Source organism: Streptomyces spinoverrucosus (genome assembly GCF_015712165.1).
Classification (GTDB): domain Bacteria; phylum Actinomycetota; class Actinomycetes; order Streptomycetales; family Streptomycetaceae; genus Streptomyces; species Streptomyces spinoverrucosus_A.
In genome coordinates this window covers 1,077,176-1,093,186 of sequence record NZ_JADPZX010000001.1, presented here as the reverse complement: position 1 = coordinate 1,093,186, position 16,011 = coordinate 1,077,176, and the positions used below count along the sequence as shown (strand labels likewise).

Annotated in this window: 18 protein-coding genes; 7 read left to right on the top strand and 11 right to left on the bottom strand. The window is 73.2% G+C overall.

The window, feature by feature from the left end:
- Positions 1 to 14: 14 nt before the first annotated feature.
- From I2W78_RS05005 to I2W78_RS04995, 3 genes are all read right to left on the bottom strand, one after another.
- Positions 15 to 185, bottom strand: a complete 171-nt coding sequence (locus tag I2W78_RS05005; protein WP_196457305.1) for a hydrophobic protein — start codon at positions 183 to 185, stop codon at positions 15 to 17.
- 39 nt (positions 186 to 224) lie between these two features.
- Positions 225 to 1,046, bottom strand: a complete 822-nt coding sequence (locus I2W78_RS05000; RefSeq protein WP_196457303.1) for a class I SAM-dependent methyltransferase — start codon at positions 1,044 to 1,046, stop codon at positions 225 to 227.
- Between the two features lie 102 nt (positions 1,047 to 1,148).
- Positions 1,149 to 2,645, bottom strand: coding sequence for a bifunctional phosphatase PAP2/diacylglycerol kinase family protein (locus tag I2W78_RS04995; RefSeq protein ID WP_196457301.1), 1,497 nt, complete (start codon positions 2,643 to 2,645; stop codon positions 1,149 to 1,151).
- Positions 2,646 to 2,717: 72 nt separating this feature from the next.
- Here I2W78_RS04995 and I2W78_RS04990 point away from each other — a divergent pair, with 72 nt between their 5' ends.
- On the top strand, positions 2,718 to 3,383 hold the full coding sequence (locus I2W78_RS04990; protein ID WP_196457299.1) for a histidine phosphatase family protein: 666 nt from the start codon (positions 2,718 to 2,720) through the stop codon (positions 3,381 to 3,383).
- Positions 3,384 to 3,425: 42 nt separating this feature from the next.
- On the top strand, positions 3,426 to 5,045 hold the full coding sequence (locus tag I2W78_RS04985) for an ABC-F family ATP-binding cassette domain-containing protein (protein WP_196457297.1): 1,620 nt from the start codon (positions 3,426 to 3,428) through the stop codon (positions 5,043 to 5,045).
- Between the two features lie 124 nt (positions 5,046 to 5,169).
- On the opposite strand, the gene I2W78_RS04980 is transcribed toward I2W78_RS04985, so the two are convergent.
- Entirely contained in the window at positions 5,170 to 6,285 is a 1,116-nt protein-coding gene (locus I2W78_RS04980; RefSeq protein ID WP_196457295.1) for a baeRF2 domain-containing protein, read from the bottom strand.
- Positions 6,286 to 6,351: 66 nt separating this feature from the next.
- On the opposite strand from I2W78_RS04980, the gene I2W78_RS04975 reads away from it, so the two are divergent.
- Complete coding sequence (locus I2W78_RS04975; protein ID WP_230885329.1) at positions 6,352 to 6,699, top strand: DUF6158 family protein; 348 nt, start codon at positions 6,352 to 6,354, stop codon at positions 6,697 to 6,699.
- Positions 6,700 to 6,826: 127 nt separating this feature from the next.
- Here the strand turns inward: I2W78_RS04975 and I2W78_RS04970 are convergent, their stop codons facing one another.
- From I2W78_RS04970 to I2W78_RS04950, 5 genes are all read right to left on the bottom strand, one after another.
- Positions 6,827 to 7,369, bottom strand: coding sequence for a type 1 glutamine amidotransferase domain-containing protein (locus I2W78_RS04970; RefSeq protein WP_196457293.1), 543 nt, complete (start codon positions 7,367 to 7,369; stop codon positions 6,827 to 6,829).
- 44 nt (positions 7,370 to 7,413) lie between these two features.
- Positions 7,414 to 7,869 (bottom strand): CBS domain-containing protein, encoded by a 456-nt coding sequence (locus I2W78_RS04965; RefSeq protein WP_196464420.1) that lies wholly within the window; start codon positions 7,867 to 7,869, stop codon positions 7,414 to 7,416.
- Between the two features lie 2 nt (positions 7,870 to 7,871).
- Positions 7,872 to 8,252: a DUF2795 domain-containing protein gene (locus I2W78_RS04960; RefSeq protein ID WP_196457291.1), complete on the bottom strand. Its 381-nt coding sequence runs from the start codon at positions 8,250 to 8,252 to the stop codon at positions 7,872 to 7,874.
- Complete coding sequence (locus tag I2W78_RS40150) at positions 8,228 to 8,386, bottom strand: hypothetical protein (protein ID WP_230885328.1); 159 nt, start codon at positions 8,384 to 8,386, stop codon at positions 8,228 to 8,230. Before I2W78_RS40150 ends, I2W78_RS04960 begins: the two co-directional genes overlap by 25 nt.
- Positions 8,387 to 8,453: 67 nt before the next feature.
- On the bottom strand, positions 8,454 to 10,247 hold the full coding sequence (locus tag I2W78_RS04950; protein WP_196457289.1) for a thiamine pyrophosphate-requiring protein: 1,794 nt from the start codon (positions 10,245 to 10,247) through the stop codon (positions 8,454 to 8,456).
- A gap of 245 nt (positions 10,248 to 10,492) precedes the next feature.
- On the opposite strand from I2W78_RS04950, the gene I2W78_RS04945 reads away from it, so the two are divergent.
- The 4 genes from I2W78_RS04945 to I2W78_RS04930 all read left to right on the top strand — a co-directional run bounded on the left by I2W78_RS04945 (position 10,493) and on the right by I2W78_RS04930 (position 14,499).
- Positions 10,493 to 11,299, top strand: a complete 807-nt coding sequence (locus tag I2W78_RS04945; RefSeq protein WP_196457287.1) for an RNA polymerase sigma factor SigF — start codon at positions 10,493 to 10,495, stop codon at positions 11,297 to 11,299.
- A 138-nt stretch (positions 11,300 to 11,437) separates the two neighbouring features.
- Positions 11,438 to 12,031 carry a hypothetical protein gene (locus I2W78_RS04940; RefSeq protein WP_196457285.1) on the top strand — a complete coding sequence of 198 codons (594 nt, stop codon included), beginning with the start codon at positions 11,438 to 11,440 and terminating at the stop codon, positions 12,029 to 12,031.
- A gap of 135 nt (positions 12,032 to 12,166) precedes the next feature.
- Positions 12,167 to 13,414: an aminotransferase class I/II-fold pyridoxal phosphate-dependent enzyme gene (locus tag I2W78_RS04935; protein ID WP_196457283.1), complete on the top strand. Its 1,248-nt coding sequence runs from the start codon at positions 12,167 to 12,169 to the stop codon at positions 13,412 to 13,414.
- Complete coding sequence (locus I2W78_RS04930) at positions 13,411 to 14,499, top strand: MBL fold metallo-hydrolase (protein ID WP_196457281.1); 1,089 nt, start codon at positions 13,411 to 13,413, stop codon at positions 14,497 to 14,499. The genes I2W78_RS04935 and I2W78_RS04930 overlap by 4 nt, the downstream gene beginning before the upstream one ends.
- Before the next feature lie 55 nt (positions 14,500 to 14,554).
- On the opposite strand, the gene I2W78_RS04925 is transcribed toward I2W78_RS04930, so the two are convergent.
- Positions 14,555 to 15,175, bottom strand: a complete 621-nt coding sequence (locus tag I2W78_RS04925; protein WP_196457279.1) for a DedA family protein — start codon at positions 15,173 to 15,175, stop codon at positions 14,555 to 14,557.
- A complete protein-coding gene (locus I2W78_RS04920; protein WP_196457277.1) occupies positions 15,172 to 15,945 on the bottom strand; it encodes an MBL fold metallo-hydrolase in 774 nt (257 codons plus the stop codon). Before I2W78_RS04920 ends, I2W78_RS04925 begins: the two co-directional genes overlap by 4 nt.
- Between the last annotated feature and the right edge of the window lie 66 nt (positions 15,946 to 16,011).

Sequence of the window (16,011 nt, the reverse complement as noted above, 5' to 3'; positions counted from 1 at the left end):
GACCCCGGGGCAGTTCACCACCGGTACCAGCGTCCCCTGCCACCGCCCGCGGTCGTGCCACGAAGCAGGAAACCCAGGAGCCACAGGACCAGCACCGCGATGGCGATGTACCAGAGCACCTCGACGGCGAATCCGGCGCCGAAGAGAATGAGTACGAGAAGCAGTACGAGCAGGATGGGAACCATAATGACCTCCTGCCGACCGAGTTTCCCGAAATCGCTTTTTCAGCCTTCCTTGCGGCACAGAATTTCTCCGTGCAGAACGCCGAACCAGCCGTCGGCCGCTTTCCCCCACTCCCGCCACGCCCGAGCCATGGCCCGCAACTGTTCCTCGGTGGCATGACCGCCCTCGGTGGCCTGCCGCGCGTAGGCGGACGCCAGGGTGCGGTCCGCCCACAGGCCGCTCCACCACTCCCGCTCGTCCGGCGCCGCGAAGGTCCAGGTGCTCGACGTGGCCGTGACGTCGGTGAGCCCCGCCCGCAGCGCCCAGGCCTTCAGCCGCCGCCCCGCGTCCGGCTCACCCCCGTTGGCGCGGGCCACCCGCCGGTACAGCTCCAGCCAGTCGTCCAGGCCGGGTGAGCCGGGGTACCAGGTCATCGCGGCGTAGTCCCCGTCGCGGGCGGCGATCAGCCCGCCCGGCCTCGTCACCCGCTTCATCTCGCGCAGCGCCTGCACCGGGTCGCCGACGTGCTGGAGCACCTGGTGGGCGTGGACCACGCAGAACGTGTCGTCGGGGAAGTCCAGGGCGTGCACGTCGGCGACCGCGAAGTCCACGTTGGTCAGTCCCCGGTCCATGGCCGTGGCGCGCGCCCGGTCCAGGATCTCCGGCGCCCGGTCGACGCCGGTGACGTGCCCGTCCGGGACCAGTGCGGCCAGGTCGGCGGTGATGGTGCCGGGCCCGCAGCCGATGTCCAGGATCCGCATGCGCGGCTTCAGCGAGCCGAGGAGGTACGCCGCCGAATTGGCGGCGGTCCGCCAGATGTGCGAACGCAGCACGGACTCGTGGTGCCCGTGCGTGTAGACGGCGGTCTCCTGCGCTTTCGGCATGGCGGTACCCCTTCTCGTCGGACCGGTTCCACGTCCCACGCTCAACGTACGCGCTGGCCGAATGGTGAGACAGAGTGTTCTGCCATATGGACTGACTGAGTGTCAGTTCTGCTGGGGGAGCGGCCGGTAGACCACCAGCGCCTCCGGCTCCTTCTCCAGCGTCACCTCGCCTTCCACCTCGGTGACCTCGCCGTCGTAGGCGAGGAGCGTGCCCGGGGCGACGCCGGACAGCCGCAGCCGGCGGACCTGGACGGCGGCGTGGGCGGGGGAGCGGGTCAGCGGGCCGGCGAGGGCGGCGGCGAGCAGCCGCAGCGCCGGACCCCGGCCGCCGTGCACGACCCGCACGTCGAGCTGCCCGTCCGCGAGGTCCATACGGCGGGCCGGCGCGAGCCCCATCCGGTGGTAGGTGCCGTTCCCCGCGAACAGCAGCCACAACGGCCGTGCCCGGCCGCCGAGTTCGGCCTCCAGCGGATGCCGGTCGGCGCGCAGGACACGCAGCGCCGCCAGCACCCCGGCGGGCCAGCTGCCGATCCGGTGCGACCAGCGGTCCCGCTCACGCACCAGCTCCGGATAGACGCCCAGGCTGCACGTGTTCACGAAGACGCCCCACTTCTCGCCGCAGCGGAACCGGCCGACGTCCACCCGGACCGTGTGCCCCTCCTGAACTGATCGGGCCAGCGCCCGGACGTCCTCCACACCAAGGTCGTACGCGAAGTGGTTGAGCGTGCCACCGGGCAGCACGGCGAGCGGCAGACGACGGCGCAGGGCGATCTCGGCGGCCGCGTTCACCGTGCCGTCGCCGCCGCACACACCGAGCACCCGGGCCCGGGCGGCCGCCTTCTCCAACTCGTCCGGCACGTCCTCCGGCACGCACTCCACGACCTCCGCCCGGGGCAGCGCGTCGCGCAGCGCCCGCACCCGGTCGGAACTGCCCGCCGCCGTGTTGGCGACGACGACCAGCCCCTCGCCCTCGGGCAGCGCCGGGGCGTCGGCGCGCGGCCGGGGCGGCAGGGCGACCTGGTCGCGGGTCGGCACCAGCCCCCGTACCGCCAACGCGGCACCCACGCCGAGGGCCGCGCCCGCCAGCACGTCGCTCGGGAAGTGGACGCCGGTGTAGACGCGCGACATGGCCACCGAGAACGCCACCGGGGCGACGACGGCTCCCCAGGTCGGGGACTCCATGGCCACGCCGGCCGCGAAGGCCGCGGCCGAGGCGGAGTGGCCGGACGGGAACGACGTGGTGATCGGCTGCCGCTTCAGATGGCGGACGGCCGGCACGGGGTCGAGGACCGGGCGCGAGCGGCGCACGCTGCGCTTGCCGATGGTGTTGATGGTGGCCGAGGCCAGGGCGAGGGAGGCCACACCGCGTGCGGCGGCCCGGCGGGCCCTCGGGGTGCGGCTGGCCGCGATGACGCCGGCGGTCGCGAACCACAGCAGACCGTGGTTGGCGCTGCGGCTCAGCCTGGGCAGGACGGGTTCGGCGGCGGGCCAGTGCCGTTGGGCGGCGAACTCGAACAGCCGGCAGTCCAGCGCGAGCAGCCGCTCGCGCAGGACGTGGCGGCCGGGTTTCGGGACGGTGAGGTCGACGTCTGGGCTCATGTAGGGGCGGGTACCCTGAAGTGGCCGTTTTCTGTCCGGCCGGTGGTGACCGGCACTCGGAGGAACACATCGATGCGCCTGCTGCTCGTCCGCCACGGCCAGACCCCGTCCAACGTCGCCTACTTGCTGGACACCGCCGTCCCCGGACCGGGCCTGACCGAACTCGGCGAACGCCAGGCGGCCGCCCTGCCGGCCGCGCTCGCCGACGAGGACATCGAGGCGGTCTACGCCTCCACGCTCGTGCGCACCCAGCTCACCGCCGCGCCGCTCGCCGCGGCCCGCGGCCTCGACGTCATCGTGCGTGACGGCATCCGTGAGCTGTCGGCGGGCGACCTGGAGATGCTGCCGGGCGACTCGGCGCGCGGCGAGGAGTACATGCGGATCGCCTTCGCCTGGGCGGCCGGGGAGACCGCCCTGCGGATGCCGGGCGGGGAGAGCGGCGCGGAGGCGCTCGCGCGGTACGACGCCGTGGTCGCGGAGGCCGCCGACAGTGGCGCCGGGACCGTCGCCATGGTCAGCCACGGCGCCGCGATCCGGATGTGGACGGCCGCCCGCGCCGACAACGTCGACGTGGCCTTCGCCGCCGCGCACCCCCTCGACAACACCGGTGTCGTGATCCTCGAAGGCTCCCCGGCCGACGGCTGGAAGGCCCTGACCTGGGCGGGCGCCACGGTCGCCCCCGTGGGCGAGGGCGGACCCACCGGGCGCCCGGTGGACGAGAGCGGGCACGCGGGATAAGGGTTTGCCCCGCCGCACCGCCCGCCCGCACAATGCGGCCCCATGGGACATCTGGAAGCCGCGCACATCGAGTACCACCTCCCCGACGGGAGGGCACTGCTCGGCGACGTGTCCTTCCGGGTGGGCGAGGGTGCCGTCGTCGCCCTCGTCGGACCCAACGGCGCCGGCAAGACCACCCTGCTCCGGCTGCTCTCCGGCGAGCTGAAACCGCACGGCGGCACCGTCACCGTGAGCGGCGGGCTCGGCGTGATGCGGCAGTTCGTGGGATCCGTACGGGACGAGACGACCGTACGCGACCTGCTGGTGTCGGTGTCGCCGCCCCGCATCCGTGAGGCCGCGAAGGCCGTCGACGCCGCAGAGCACGCCATCATGACCGTCGACGACGAGGCCGCCCAGCTGACGTACGCGCAGGCGCTCGCCGACTGGGCCGAGGCGCGCGGCTACGAGGCGGAGACGCTGTGGGACATGTGCACCACGGCCGCGCTCGGGGTGCCGTACGAGAAGGCGCAGTGGCGGCAGGTGCGGACCCTGTCCGGCGGCGAGCAGAAACGGCTCGTGCTGGAGGCGCTGTTGCGCGGCACCGACGAGGTGCTGCTGCTCGACGAGCCCGACAACTACCTCGACGTACCCGGCAAACGCTGGCTGGAGGAGCGGCTCACCGAGACCCGCAAAACGGTGCTGTTCGTCTCCCACGACCGCGAACTGCTCGCCCGCACCGCCGAGAAGATCGTCTCCGTGGAACCCGGCCCGGCCGGCGCGGACGCCTGGGTGCACGGCGGCGGCTTCGCGACCTACCACGAGGCCCGGCGTGAACGCTTCGCCCGTTTCGAGGAGTTGCGCAGACGCTGGGACGAGAAGCACGCCCAGCTGAAGAAGCTGGTGCTGAACCTGCGCCAGGCCGCCTCCGTCAGCCACGAGATGGCGTCCCGGTACGCGGCGGCCCAGACCAGGCTGCGCAAGTTCGAGGAGGCGGGCCCGCCGCCGGAGCCGCCGCGCGAGCAGGACATCACCATGCGGCTCAAGGGCGGCCGGACCGGGGTTCGGGCCGTCACCTGCGCGGGCCTCGAACTCACCGGCCTGATGAAGCCGTTCGACCTGGAGGTCTTCTACGGCGAGCGGGTTGCCGTCCTCGGCTCCAACGGCTCCGGCAAGTCGCACTTCCTGCGGCTGCTCGCCGGGGAGGACGTGGCGCACACGGGGGAGTGGAAGCTCGGGGCGCGGGTCGTGCCCGGCCACTTCGCGCAGACGCACGCGCATCCCGAGCTCATGGGCCGCTCCCTACTGGACATCCTGTGGCGGGAGCACGCCCAGGACCGGGGCGCCGCCATGTCGCGGCTGCGGCGCTACGAGCTGACCGGCCAGGCCGAACAGACCTTCGACCGACTCTCGGGTGGCCAGCAGGCCCGCTTCCAGATCCTGCTGCTGGAACTCCAGGGTGTCACCGCCCTGCTCCTCGACGAGCCCACCGACAACCTGGACCTGGAGTCCGCCGAGGCGCTCCAGGAGGGCCTGGAGGCGTTCGACGGCACGGTCCTCGCGGTCACCCACGACCGCTGGTTCGCCCGCTCCTTCGACCGCTTCCTGGTCTTCGGCAGCGACGGCCGCGTCCGGGAGACGCCGGAGCCGGTGTGGGACGAGCGCCGGGTGGAGCGGGCCCGGTAGCCCGCCGACCCGCTGGTGGCACGACCATGCGAAGGACGGGCAGGCCCGGCGGCCGAGCGCCCAGGGGTGTCCGTGTGGGCAGGCCGTGTGGGCAGGCCCGGTGGCCGGGCCCGCCCCGGGCGGGTTACGACCAGCGCAGCAGGGCGCCCAGGCCGCCCACCGGCACGTCCTGCTCTCGGGCCGCCTCGGCGGGGGCCAGTGAGATCGCGGGGGCGTTCGTGGCGACCGCCGAGCGCAGGAGGGCGTCGTCCGCGCGGGCGGACCAGGAGTGCTGTTCGCCGAGGATCTTCAGGTCCGTACGACGGACCGCCAGCTGGTCGGCGTCCTCACCGATCCACACCTCGCGGTGCGTGTCACCGCCGTCCGGGCGGACGACCAGCTCGTCGACACGGTGTTCACGCGCCGCCTCGATCAGCGCGGGCACGCCCTCCACCGCCCCGGCGCGGCCCTCGTCGTCCGGAGCCCGGGCCGCCAGGAACCGCTCCAGCTCCGCCTCGGCATGCCGGCGCACATGAGTGGCGCGGGCCTCCTCGACGTCCCCGTCGAGCAGCCGGCTGCCCGCCCCGTGCGGGGCCTCCACCACGCGGTCGTGCAGCCGCTGGGGCAGCCGCTCGTGCACGGCCCGCTGCTCCCGGTCCGAACCGACCAGGATCAGCAGGTCTGCGCGGGTCTCCTCCTGGCACACCGCGAGTGCGTCGGCGATCTCCGCCGCATTGTGCTCCCAGGTGTTCTCCACCCGCAGCTGGAAGTGCCGCTCCGACCAGTCGACGGTGCTCGTCCGGTGCACGGGCCACTGCCGTCCGGTGACCGAACCGGCCGTCTCCCGGGCCAGCGCACTGCGCAGCTCGAAGTCGGCGCCCCTGCGGTCGATGTAGGCCACCACGGCCACCGCGTCCTCGCCGGTCAGGTCCAGCAGCGGGGTGGCCCGGGGCAGCGGCGCCCACTCGGCCCAGCCGCGCTGCGGGGCGCGGGCCAGCGGCGGGTCGAGGACCACCTGACCCGCACGGGCGAACAGGGCCCGCCCGTGCGGCTCCGGCGAGTGCTTCAGCTCCTCGATCGCGTCCCGCACGGCCCGGCAGGTCGCCTCGTCGGCGCCCTGCCCCGCGAGCTCCCGGGCCATCGCCTCGGCCGTCAGATGCCGTTCGAGCGGCGTGTCCTCCGTATGCCGGGACAGGTCGACGTAGACGGAGGCCCAGGGGCCCGGATGTTCGTAGAGTGGATGCAGGAACGCGAGATCCATGGCTCCCTCCCGGTTGCCGCTCGGGGGCAGTGCAGTGCTTGCTTGCCGGGCGGGTACCCGTACCGCATGAGAGAACACGACGAGCGGGGCACCACGATGACCGGAGTCGACCCGGGCCGGCTGGATGACCAGCAGCTCATGAAAGAGCTGGAGACCATCCACCGCACGCGCCACGACACCCTGCTGTACGGCTCGAACGACGCGCTGCGCGCGCACAACGAACGCATGGCCCAGCTGGAGGGCGAGTACCTGCGTCGCAACCCGCGCCGCTTCGTCGCCCCGGGCCGCACCCGCGACGGCGCCCGGGAACGCGCCGGGAACGGCTCCCGCGACGCACAGACCCCGGTGGGCAAGTGGGGTTCGGGCAGCGCCGCGGACCGTGAGTCCGGCCCGGACCGCAGCCCGAGCGCGTGACACGCGCGGACCGGGCCCCGCCCTGCGGAACCCGGCCCGGCTCGTCGCATGATCCGGTTACGCGGCCGGTTACGCGATGACGCGGTCCGGTTGCGCCATGACGCGGTCCGGTTACGCCGTTACGCGATCACGCGGTCTCCTTCGCGAACACCTCCAGGAACGTCTCGCAGAACGCCTTCAGGTCGCCCGGCTTGCGGCTGGTGACGAGCTTGTTGGTGCCGTGGTCGCACACCTTCACCTGCTCGTCCACCCAGGTGCCGCCCGCGTTGCGGATGTCGGTCCGCAGGCTCGGCCAGGAGGTCAGCACCCGGCCCCGTACGACGTCGGCCTCGACCAGCGTCCACGGCGCGTGGCAGATCGCCGCGACCGGACGGCCCTGCTCGAAGAAGTCCCGGACGAAGGCCACGGCCTTGGGGTCCATCCGCAGGAAGTCCGGGTTGGCGACCCCGCCCGGCAGCACCAGCCCGCCGAAGGAGTCCGCGGAGGTCTCGCCCACCACCTCGTCGACGGGGAACGTGTCCGCCTTGTCGAGGTGGTTGAAAGCCTGGATCTCGCCGCTCTTCGTCGATACGAGCACCGGTTCGTGCCCGGCGTCTGTGGCCGCCTTCCAGGGGTCGGTCAGCTCGACCTGCTCGACTCCCTCGGGCGCGGTCAGAAACGCGATACGCATGATCCTTCAGCGTCCTTCCGTGTGCTTGTTCCCTGCCCTGGCCGTCACACCGGGCCCCGGATGTCGGGCGCGGGGCGTGTGGCCGTGTCCGGTTCGGCCCTGCTGATGTCGGCGAGGGCGCTCTCCGGGTCCTGCGCCAGAGCGAGGTCCCCGAGACTCACCATCCCGACGGGCAGGCCGTCCTCGACGACCGGCAGGCGGCGTACGGCCTTCTCGCGCATCAGCGCCACCGCCGTCGACACCGGGTCCTGGGGCCCGACCACCACCGGGTCCGGGGTGCACACCGACGCGGCACTCACCGTCAGCGGGTCGATGCCCTCGGCGACCGCCCGCACGGTGATGTCCCGGTCGGTGAGCACCCCGACCACACGCTGTCCGTCGGCCACCACGACATCGCCGATGTCCTGCGCACGCATCAGCTGCGCCGCCTCCACCAGCGAGGCGTCCGGCCGGACCGCCACCACCCCCGGCGTCATCACTTCCCGCACATAGTCGGCCATCATCACGTCTCCCTCCGCCGCTCACCGTGGGTCAGGGCCTCGGCCAGCTTCTGCACGTTGCCGTAGCGGGCCGAGCGGGGCAGCCGCCGCAGCGGCTCGATCAGGGCGTCGGGCGCGTTGCGCCGGCGCAGGGCGCTGATCAGGTCGCCCGGGCCGGCCGGGAACGCGGTGCGGCCCAGGATCCGGCCCAGCTCCAGGCGGACCTCCGCCAACGAGCCCGGCATGACCGGGCCGCCCGCGATGCGCGGGTCGTCCTCGGCGGTGGGCTCGGGGTCGTGCCACTCCTCCGTGCGGGTGGGGTGGCCCGACCTGAGCAGCCCCTGCAGTTCGTGCTTCATCTCTTCGTCCCGGTGGACGCTCAGCCGGTCACTGCCTCGCTGCATGGTGTGCTCCAGATCTTCGGGGTGCGCACCGCGTACCCGGAGGGCGGGCGGCGACACCGGGTGGGCGGGGCTCGGACCGTCTTGACGGTGTCGCCGTCGATGACGTAGTCGGCGCCGGTGATGTTCGCGGCCACGTCGGACAGCAGGGGCCGCAACGCTTTCGTGCGCCCCGAACTATTCAGCGCCGTCCAACACCTCGGCCTACTTCTTCTCCCGCCGCGGCAGGAACTCCTGCACCTTCGCCTTGAACCCCTGCCTGACCATGGAGCCCCGGTCGGCGTCGCCCTTCAGGATCGACGCGGCCGTCGCCTCCATCTGCTCCCACGTCGCGTGCGGCGGGATCGGCGGCACCGCAGGGTCGGTCAGGAACTCGATCACCGCCGGGCCGTCGGCCTCCAGACCGGCCCGCCAGCCCGCCTCCACGTCCTCCGGCTTCTCCACCCGGACCCCGGTCAGGCCCAGGGAGCGGGCGAAGGCCGCGTACTGCACGTCCGGCAGTTGCTGGGAGGGCAGGAAGGACGGCGCGCCCCCCATGGCCCGCATCTCCCAGGTGACCTGGTTCAGGTCGTGGTTGTTCCATACGGCGACCACCAGCCGCGGATCCTGCCAGCGGCCCTGGTACTTCGCCGCCGTGATCAGCTCCGCGAGTCCATTCATCTGCATCGCCCCGTCGCCGACCAGTGCGATCGCGGGCCGGTCCGGGTGCGCGAACTTCGCGCCGATCGCGTACGGCACCCCGCAGCCCATCGTCGCCAGCGTCCCGGAGAGCGAGGAACGCATGCCGCCGCGCATCGTCAGATGGCGGGCGTACCAGTTGGCCGCCGAACCCGAGTCGGACGTGACGATCGCGTTCTCGGGCAGCAGCGGGTCCAGGGCGTGGGCCACGTACTCCGGGTTGATCGGGTCCGCCGACAGTTCCGCCCGGCGTTCCATCACCTGCCGCCAGTGCCGCACGTTGTCGCACACCGTCTCGTACCACTCGCGCCCACGGTCGGCGTCCAGCAGCGGGATCAGCCGCCGCAGGGTCTCCCCGGCGTCGCCGACGAGATTCACCTCGTACGGATAACGCATCCCGACCATGTGCGGGTCGATGTCGATCTGCACCCCGCGCGCCTTGCCGAACTCCGGCAGGAACTGCGTGTACGGGAACGAGGAGCCGATGGTCAGCAGCGTGTCGCAGTCACGCATCAGCTCGTACGACGGACGGGTGCCCAGCAGGCCGATCGAGCCGGTGACGTACGGCAGTTCGTCGCTCAGCGCGTCCTTGCCGAGCAGCGCCTTGGCGACGCCCGCGCCGAGCAGCTCGGCGATCCGCTCCACCTCCGCGCGCGCCCCCGACGCGCCCTGACCGACCAGGATCGCCACCTTGTCACCGGCGTTGAGAACCTCCGCCGCCCGGTGCAGCGAATCCTCGGACGGGATCGCCGTCCACGCGCTGCGGTCCAGGCTGGAGGGCACCATCTTGAACTCGTGCGTCGGCGCCGCGTAGTCGAGCTCCTGCACGTCCCCGGGGATGATGACCGCGGTCGGGGCGCGGCGCGCGTAGGCGGTGCGGATCGCCCGGTCCAGCACGTTCGGCAGCTGCTCGGGCACCGTCACCGTCTCCAGGAAGTCCGAGGCGACGTCCTTGAACAGCGAGTGCAGGTCCACCTCCTGCTGGTACGAGCCGCCCATCGCCGTACGGTGCGTCTGGCCGACGATCGCCAGCACCGGCACATGGTCGAGCTTGGCGTCGTACAGCCCGTTGAGCAGGTGGATCGCGCCCGGTCCCGACGTGGCCGCGCACACCCCGAGGCGGCCGCTGAACTTGGCGTAGCCGACCGCCTGGAACGCGGACATCTCCTCGTGCCGGGACTGGATGAAGCGCGGCTGGTCCTCGGCGCGGCCCCAGGCGGCGAGCAGGCCGTTGATCCCGTCGCCGGGGTAGCCGAAGACGTGCTCCACCCCCCATTCGCGCAACCGCTGCAGAACGTGGTCGGAGACCTTGGTGCTCATGGAGTGACCTCCAGGACGTGACGACATGGGCAGCTCCCGCTACGAGTCACCCTCCGCGCAACCGGAAAACCCGGTACGGGCGTTTGCGCCCAGGGGCCCGGGGCAGGCGCGACACAGTGCTTCGGACAGGAGGCACGTCCGTGGGAGCGGCCCGACCGGCCCCGCGTGCGTCCGTCCAGGACCGTGTACGCGCTCCCACGGTGACCGTCCAACGCACAGCATTTCCAAGGGAGTTGCGACGCATCATGCGAACCGCCCCAGAGAGCGCTAAGCACCACCCCCACGACGACGCCCCCGACACCGCCGCCGCCTTCCGCCGCCTCGCCGAACTGCCCGCCGGACCAGAGCGCGACGCGCTGCGCGACGAGCTCGTCGAGGCCTGGCTGCCCATGGCGGAACGGCTGGCCGGACGGTTCCGCAGCCGGGGCGAGAACTACGAGGACCTGCGTCAGGTCGCGGCCCTCGGGCTGGTCAAGGCCGTCGACCGGTACGACCCCGCGCGCGGGCACGCGTTCGAGAGCTATGCCGTGCCCACGGTCACCGGTGAGATCAAGCGGCACTTCCGGGACCACATGTGGACGTTGCACGTGCCGCGCCGGGTGCAGGATCTGCGCAATCGGGTGCGGGTCGCCGTCCAGGAGCTGTCGGCGGGCGTACAGGGTGCCTCGGGGCGGCAGCCGAGTGTGGCCGAGATCGCCGAGCACGCCGACATGAGCGAGGAGGACGTGCGGGCCGGGCTGGAGGCGCTGGAGAGTTTCAGCGCGTTGTCGCTGGACGCGGAGCTGCCGGGCAGTGAGGACGGGTACTCGCTCGGTGACGCGCTCGGGGCGGCCGATCCGGCGCTGGACACGGTCGTGGACCGGGAGGCGGTGAAGCCTCGGCTGGCCGCGTTGCCGGAGCGGGAGCGGGCGATTCTGTACATGCGGTTCTTCCGGGACATGACGCAGAGTCGGATCGCCGAGCAGTTGGGGATCTCGCAGATGCATGTGTCGCGGTTGATCAGTCGGTCGTGTGATCGGGTGCGGGAGGAAGTGATGCGGGGGGCCGCCTGAACGGCGTTGTTCACCTGGTTGGGTGCGTGGTTCCCGCTAATGGGGTCCGGGCGCGGGCGGCTGTGGTGGTCGCGGGCTGTGATGGCTGTGGGGGGTGCGGGCCTCGTGCCCCCCTCGTCGGTCTAAGGAGCTCGTCTCATGCGCCGCAGCGCCCGTGTCCTGTCCGTGGTTGTTCTGGCGGGGGCCGCTCTGGGTGGGGCCGTGCCCCTGGCGGCGGCGGATCCGGCCGCGGAGGTGTCTCCCTCCGCCGTTCAGGCCGGCGGCACCGTCACCGTCGCCGTCGTCTGTGATCCCATCACCGGGGCCGCGCCCGAGGTGATCGACGCGACCTCCAAGGCGTTCGCCGAGGGCACGGTGAAGTTGCGGCTGGTGTTCGGGAAGGAAGACCCGGCGACCGGGCCCGCGTATCGGGGGACTGCCGTCATCGCGGCCGCCGGCCAGGACTCGGCGTGGACCGTCGACGGGACCTGCCCGGGGGCGGCCGGTGCGAAGGGGAAGGCGTGGAGCGCGACCCTCACCGCCGCGCCCGTGGCGAGCAGCGGCACGACGACGTGCGTCGAGCCGAAGCAGTGGTGCGGTGGCCCCGTGGTCGAGCACGGAGTGCACGCCGGGTCGGGCGGGGCCTTCGGCGTGTCCGTGCCCGCACTGGTCGCCGGTGGGCTGCTGATCGCGGGAGCGCTCGGTGCCGCCGGGTACCGGCTGTGGCGCAGGGACACGCCGGGGGACGCCTGAGGCGGGGCCCGGCTGGGTACGCAGAGCGCGAGAGCACGACCGGCACCGAACGACGCACCGTCCGACGACCCCACTCGGCTGCGGGGCGACTCGACACGGCACCGGCACGGCACCAGGGACTGCGCGGAGGTACGTATGCGGCGGACGGCACCGGAAGGCCACGGCCCCGTCCGCTACGGGCCGCCCCTCCCCGACGACGGACTGCCCGTGCTGCCGGAGCTGTCCGCCGTGCTTGCCGCCGCCGCGGGCCGTGCCGCCAGTGAGCCGGTGGGCGGCGGTGCCGGGCTGCTGGACGCGGCCTGCGGGTATTGGGAGCGGCGGGGGCTGGACACGGGCCCCGAGCACGTCGTGGCCGCTCCCGGGGCGCCCGCCCTGCTGCTCGCGCTGACCGCCGCGCTCGGCGGTGACGTCCTCGTGCCACGGCCCTGCGCCGCCTGGTGGGCGCCGTACGCACGCCTGCTCGGCCGGCCGGTGTTCCATGTGGCGACGCCCGCCGAGTGCGGGGGCGTACCGGATCCGTACGCCCTGCTGGAGACCGTGCGCCGGGTGCGCGCCGAGGGCGGGGATCCACGGCTGCTGGTGCTGTCGGTCGCCGACGACCCGACGGCCACGGTGGCGCCCCCCGAGCTGCTGCACGAGACCGTCGAGGCCGCCACCGGCGAGGGACTGCACCTGGTCAGCGACGAGACCTGGCGCGACACCCTGCACGCCCCGCACGACACGGTGCTGCTCAGCCCGGCCGAGATGCTGCCCGACCGGGTCACCGTCGTCACCGACCTGGCCGGGGCACTGCTGCCGCCCGGCTGGCCCGCCGCCGTCGCCCGCTTCCCCGCGGGCGAGGCCGGGAACGGGCTGCACGCGCGCGTACTGGATGTGCTCACCGCGCTCGGCGCCCGCGTCGCAGGACCGGTCGCCGCCGCGGCCGGCTACGCGCTGGGCGAGCCCGAACCGCTCGGCGGCCATGTGGACGCCGTCGTACGCCTGCACACGCGCGTGGCCGAGGCCGCGCACCACGCCGTGGTCGCCGCGGGCGCCCTCGCCCGGCCGCCGCGGGCCGGCCGGCATCTGTACGTCGACCTCGGCCCGCTGCGATCCGGGCTCGCCGCGCACGACGTGGGGGACGCTCAGGAACTGGAGGACTTCCTCGCCGCCCGGCTCGGTATGCCGGCACCGGGCGGCCACCGCTTCGGCGACGACCTGGCCGCACTGCGCGTACGGCTGTCCACGGGCCCACTGCTGGGCGGCACGGACGCCGAGCGCGCGGAATGCCTCGATTCACCCGCGCCGTTGGAACTGCCACACGTGCAACGTGCGTTGATCAACCTGAAGTCGGTCCTCGACGATCTCCGTGACGACGCTCAGCGATGGGAGCCTCCTCGATGACGCAGCAGTCCGAGTCGACCACGAGCATGCCCACCCAGGAGTCCGACGATCCGGCGTCCAGGCCGGCGGCGGCATCGGCCATGTCGCCGCTCGCGCCCCCGTTCCCCCCACTCGCCGAGCCCCGCCCGCTGGGCGAGCGGCGCGTGTGGCCCCGCACCTTCCACGACCGGCTGACCGCCCCGCTGCCCGGCATGAAGGCCCTCGCCCGGTTCGCTCGCGAGGGCGCTGTCCGACCCGGCCGCGAGGGCCTCGCCGACATCCCCCGGCTGCCGTTCGAGCCCGGCCCGCTGCCCCGCGTCGACGCCCGCACGGTCGCCGTCACCTGGGCGGGACACGCCAGTTGGGTGCTGCGTATCGGCGGGCTCACGGTGCTCACCGACCCGGTCTGGTCCCGCCGCATCCTGGGCACGCCGGCCCGGATCACGCCGGTCGGGGTCGCCTGGAGCGAACTGCCGCGGATCGACGCGGTGGTCATCAGCCACAACCACTACGACCACCTGGACGCCCCCACGTTGCGCCGGCTCCCGCGCGACACACCGATGTTCGTCCCGGCCGGTCTCGCCGCCTGGTTCCGCCGCCGCCGCTTCACCCGCGTCACCGAGCTGGACTGGTGGGAGGCGGCCGAACTGGACGGCGTCCGCTTCGACTTCGTCCCCGCCCACCACTGGTCCAAGCGCACCCTGACCGACACCTGCCGCACCCTGTGGGGCGGTTGGGTGCTGACCGACCCCGACGGCAGGCGGGTCTACTTCGCGGGCGACACGGGATACGGCCACTGGTTCACCCGCATCGGCCGCCGCTACCCCGGCATCGACCTCGCCCTGATGCCGATCGGCGCCTACGACCCACGCTGGTGGCTCAGCGACGTCCACTGCGACCCGGAGGAGGCGGTGAGGGCCGTACAGGACCTGGGTGCGCACCGGATGGCACCCATGCACTGGGCGACGTTCGTCCTGTCGGCGGAACCGGTCCTGGAACCCCTCACGCGGGTGCGGACAGCTTGGGAGAAGGCGGGCCTGGAGCGGGAGGACCTGTGGGATCTGCCGGTGGGATCCTCAAGGGTCCTGGACAGCAACGTCCCCTGAGGGGCGCGGGGAACTGCGCGCCAAGCCACGATGGACAGGCAGCCCGCGACGCACATCACCTGGCAGCCCGAACCCGCCGCCACACACTCGGCACCGCACTGATGACCAGCGTCAGCCCCACCACCGCCACCACCCCCTCCCACGGCTCCGGAAACAGCGAGCCACCCAGAATCCCGATCAGCTGATACGTCACCGCCCACGCCAGACACGCCGGCAGATTCCCCCGGGCGAACCGCCGCATCGGCCACTTCGCCAGCAGACACGCCAGCATCACCGGCAACCGCCCCGCCGGCACCAGCCGGGACAGCACCAGCACGGCGACCCCGTGCGCGGCAAGCTTCTCCTGCGCCCGCTCCAGCCGATCCTCCGGCGCCCGCGCCCGAATCGCCTCCAGCCAGCGCGACCCGTTCCTCGACTTCAGCCCGCGCCGCCCCAGCCAGTACAGCGCGGCGTCGCCGAGGAACGCCGCCAGCGACGCCGTCACGAACACCAGCGCCAGCGAGAACGGCGCCGTCTGGTGAAAGGCCACCACGGCCGCCGAACTCACCAGCGCCCCCGTCGGCACGACCGGCACCAGCGCCCCGATCAGCACCAGCAGGAACAGCGAGGGATAGCCGATCGCCTGCTGCGTGGACTCCGTCGGCACGGGCGTCGTGGCGGCCGCGAGCCAGCTCACCGGGCGACCTCCAGGCGCACACTCTCCCCGTGGCCGAGCAGATGCACCGCCACCTGCGGCGCCCACCGCGCCGCGAGGCGCACGAACTCGGCGCCGGGCCCGTGGAACTCGTGCGGGCGTACGGCGTCCATGCCGATCGGCCAGTACGTACCGAAGTGCACCGGCACCGCACTGCGCGGCGCCAGCCGGGCCAGCGCCTCGGCGGCCAGCTTCGGGTCCAGGTGCCCGTGGCCGAGGTAGGGCCCCCAGCCGCCGACCGGCAGCAGCGCCACGTCGACCGGCCCGACGTCCGCCGCCATCGTGTCGAACAGCCCGGTGTCCCCGGCGAAGTACGTGCGGGCCTCGCCCTCGATGACATAGCCGAGGGCGGGGGAGCGGTGCGGGCCGACCGGCAGCCGCCGACCGTCGTGCCGCGCGGGCACGGCCCGCACGGTCAGATCGGCCACTCGGGTGGTGTCGCCGGGGGCCATCTCGGTCACGCGTAGATGGGCGAGCCGGCGCAGCGCCGGTACGGCCCGGGGTGCGCCCCGGGGTACGAGCAGGCGCGTGCCCGGCGCGAGCCGGGCCAGCGACGGCACATGCAGGTGGTCGGCGTGCAGGTGGGAGACCAGGGCGACATCCGCGCGCCACGCGCCGGACGGGGGGAGCGCGCCGCGGCGGCGGCGCAGATGGGCGAGCCTGCGGACGAACAGGGGATCGGTGAGCACGCGTATGTTCGAGTCCGCGACCGTGCAGGTGGCGTGCCCCCACCAGGTGATCTCCACCGGCACCTTTTGCCTCCTTCACGCGACTCCCCGAAGCCTACGGGCAGGAGTAGGGTCGGCGGCGAAACCCGG

Excerpts from the sequence above, each read along its gene's own strand:
- I2W78_RS04940 (WP_196457285.1), top strand. The coding sequence starts at position 11,438 with ATGCGCCGCAGCGCCCGTGTCCTGTCCGTGGTTGTTCTGGCGGGGGCC.
- I2W78_RS05005 (WP_196457305.1), bottom strand. The coding sequence starts at position 185 with ATGGTTCCCATCCTGCTCGTACTGCTTCTCGTACTCATTCTCTTCGGC.
- I2W78_RS04945 (WP_196457287.1), top strand. The coding sequence starts at position 10,493 with ATGCGAACCGCCCCAGAGAGCGCTAAGCACCACCCCCACGACGACGCC.
- I2W78_RS04995 (WP_196457301.1), bottom strand. The coding sequence starts at position 2,645 with ATGAGCCCAGACGTCGACCTCACCGTCCCGAAACCCGGCCGCCACGTC.
- I2W78_RS04990 (WP_196457299.1), top strand. The coding sequence starts at position 2,718 with ATGCGCCTGCTGCTCGTCCGCCACGGCCAGACCCCGTCCAACGTCGCC.
- I2W78_RS04935 (WP_196457283.1), top strand. The coding sequence starts at position 12,167 with ATGCGGCGGACGGCACCGGAAGGCCACGGCCCCGTCCGCTACGGGCCG.
- I2W78_RS04985 (WP_196457297.1), top strand. The coding sequence starts at position 3,426 with ATGGGACATCTGGAAGCCGCGCACATCGAGTACCACCTCCCCGACGGG.
- I2W78_RS04960 (WP_196457291.1), bottom strand. The coding sequence starts at position 8,252 with ATGCAGCGAGGCAGTGACCGGCTGAGCGTCCACCGGGACGAAGAGATG.
- I2W78_RS04975 (WP_230885329.1), top strand. The coding sequence starts at position 6,352 with ATGAGAGAACACGACGAGCGGGGCACCACGATGACCGGAGTCGACCCG.
- I2W78_RS04980 (WP_196457295.1), bottom strand. The coding sequence starts at position 6,285 with ATGGATCTCGCGTTCCTGCATCCACTCTACGAACATCCGGGCCCCTGG.
- I2W78_RS04965 (WP_196464420.1), bottom strand. The coding sequence starts at position 7,869 with ATGGCCGACTATGTGCGGGAAGTGATGACGCCGGGGGTGGTGGCGGTC.
- I2W78_RS05000 (WP_196457303.1), bottom strand. The coding sequence starts at position 1,046 with ATGCCGAAAGCGCAGGAGACCGCCGTCTACACGCACGGGCACCACGAG.
- I2W78_RS04950 (WP_196457289.1), bottom strand. The coding sequence starts at position 10,247 with ATGAGCACCAAGGTCTCCGACCACGTTCTGCAGCGGTTGCGCGAATGG.
- I2W78_RS04970 (WP_196457293.1), bottom strand. The coding sequence starts at position 7,369 with ATGCGTATCGCGTTTCTGACCGCGCCCGAGGGAGTCGAGCAGGTCGAG.
- I2W78_RS04930 (WP_196457281.1), top strand. The coding sequence starts at position 13,411 with ATGACGCAGCAGTCCGAGTCGACCACGAGCATGCCCACCCAGGAGTCC.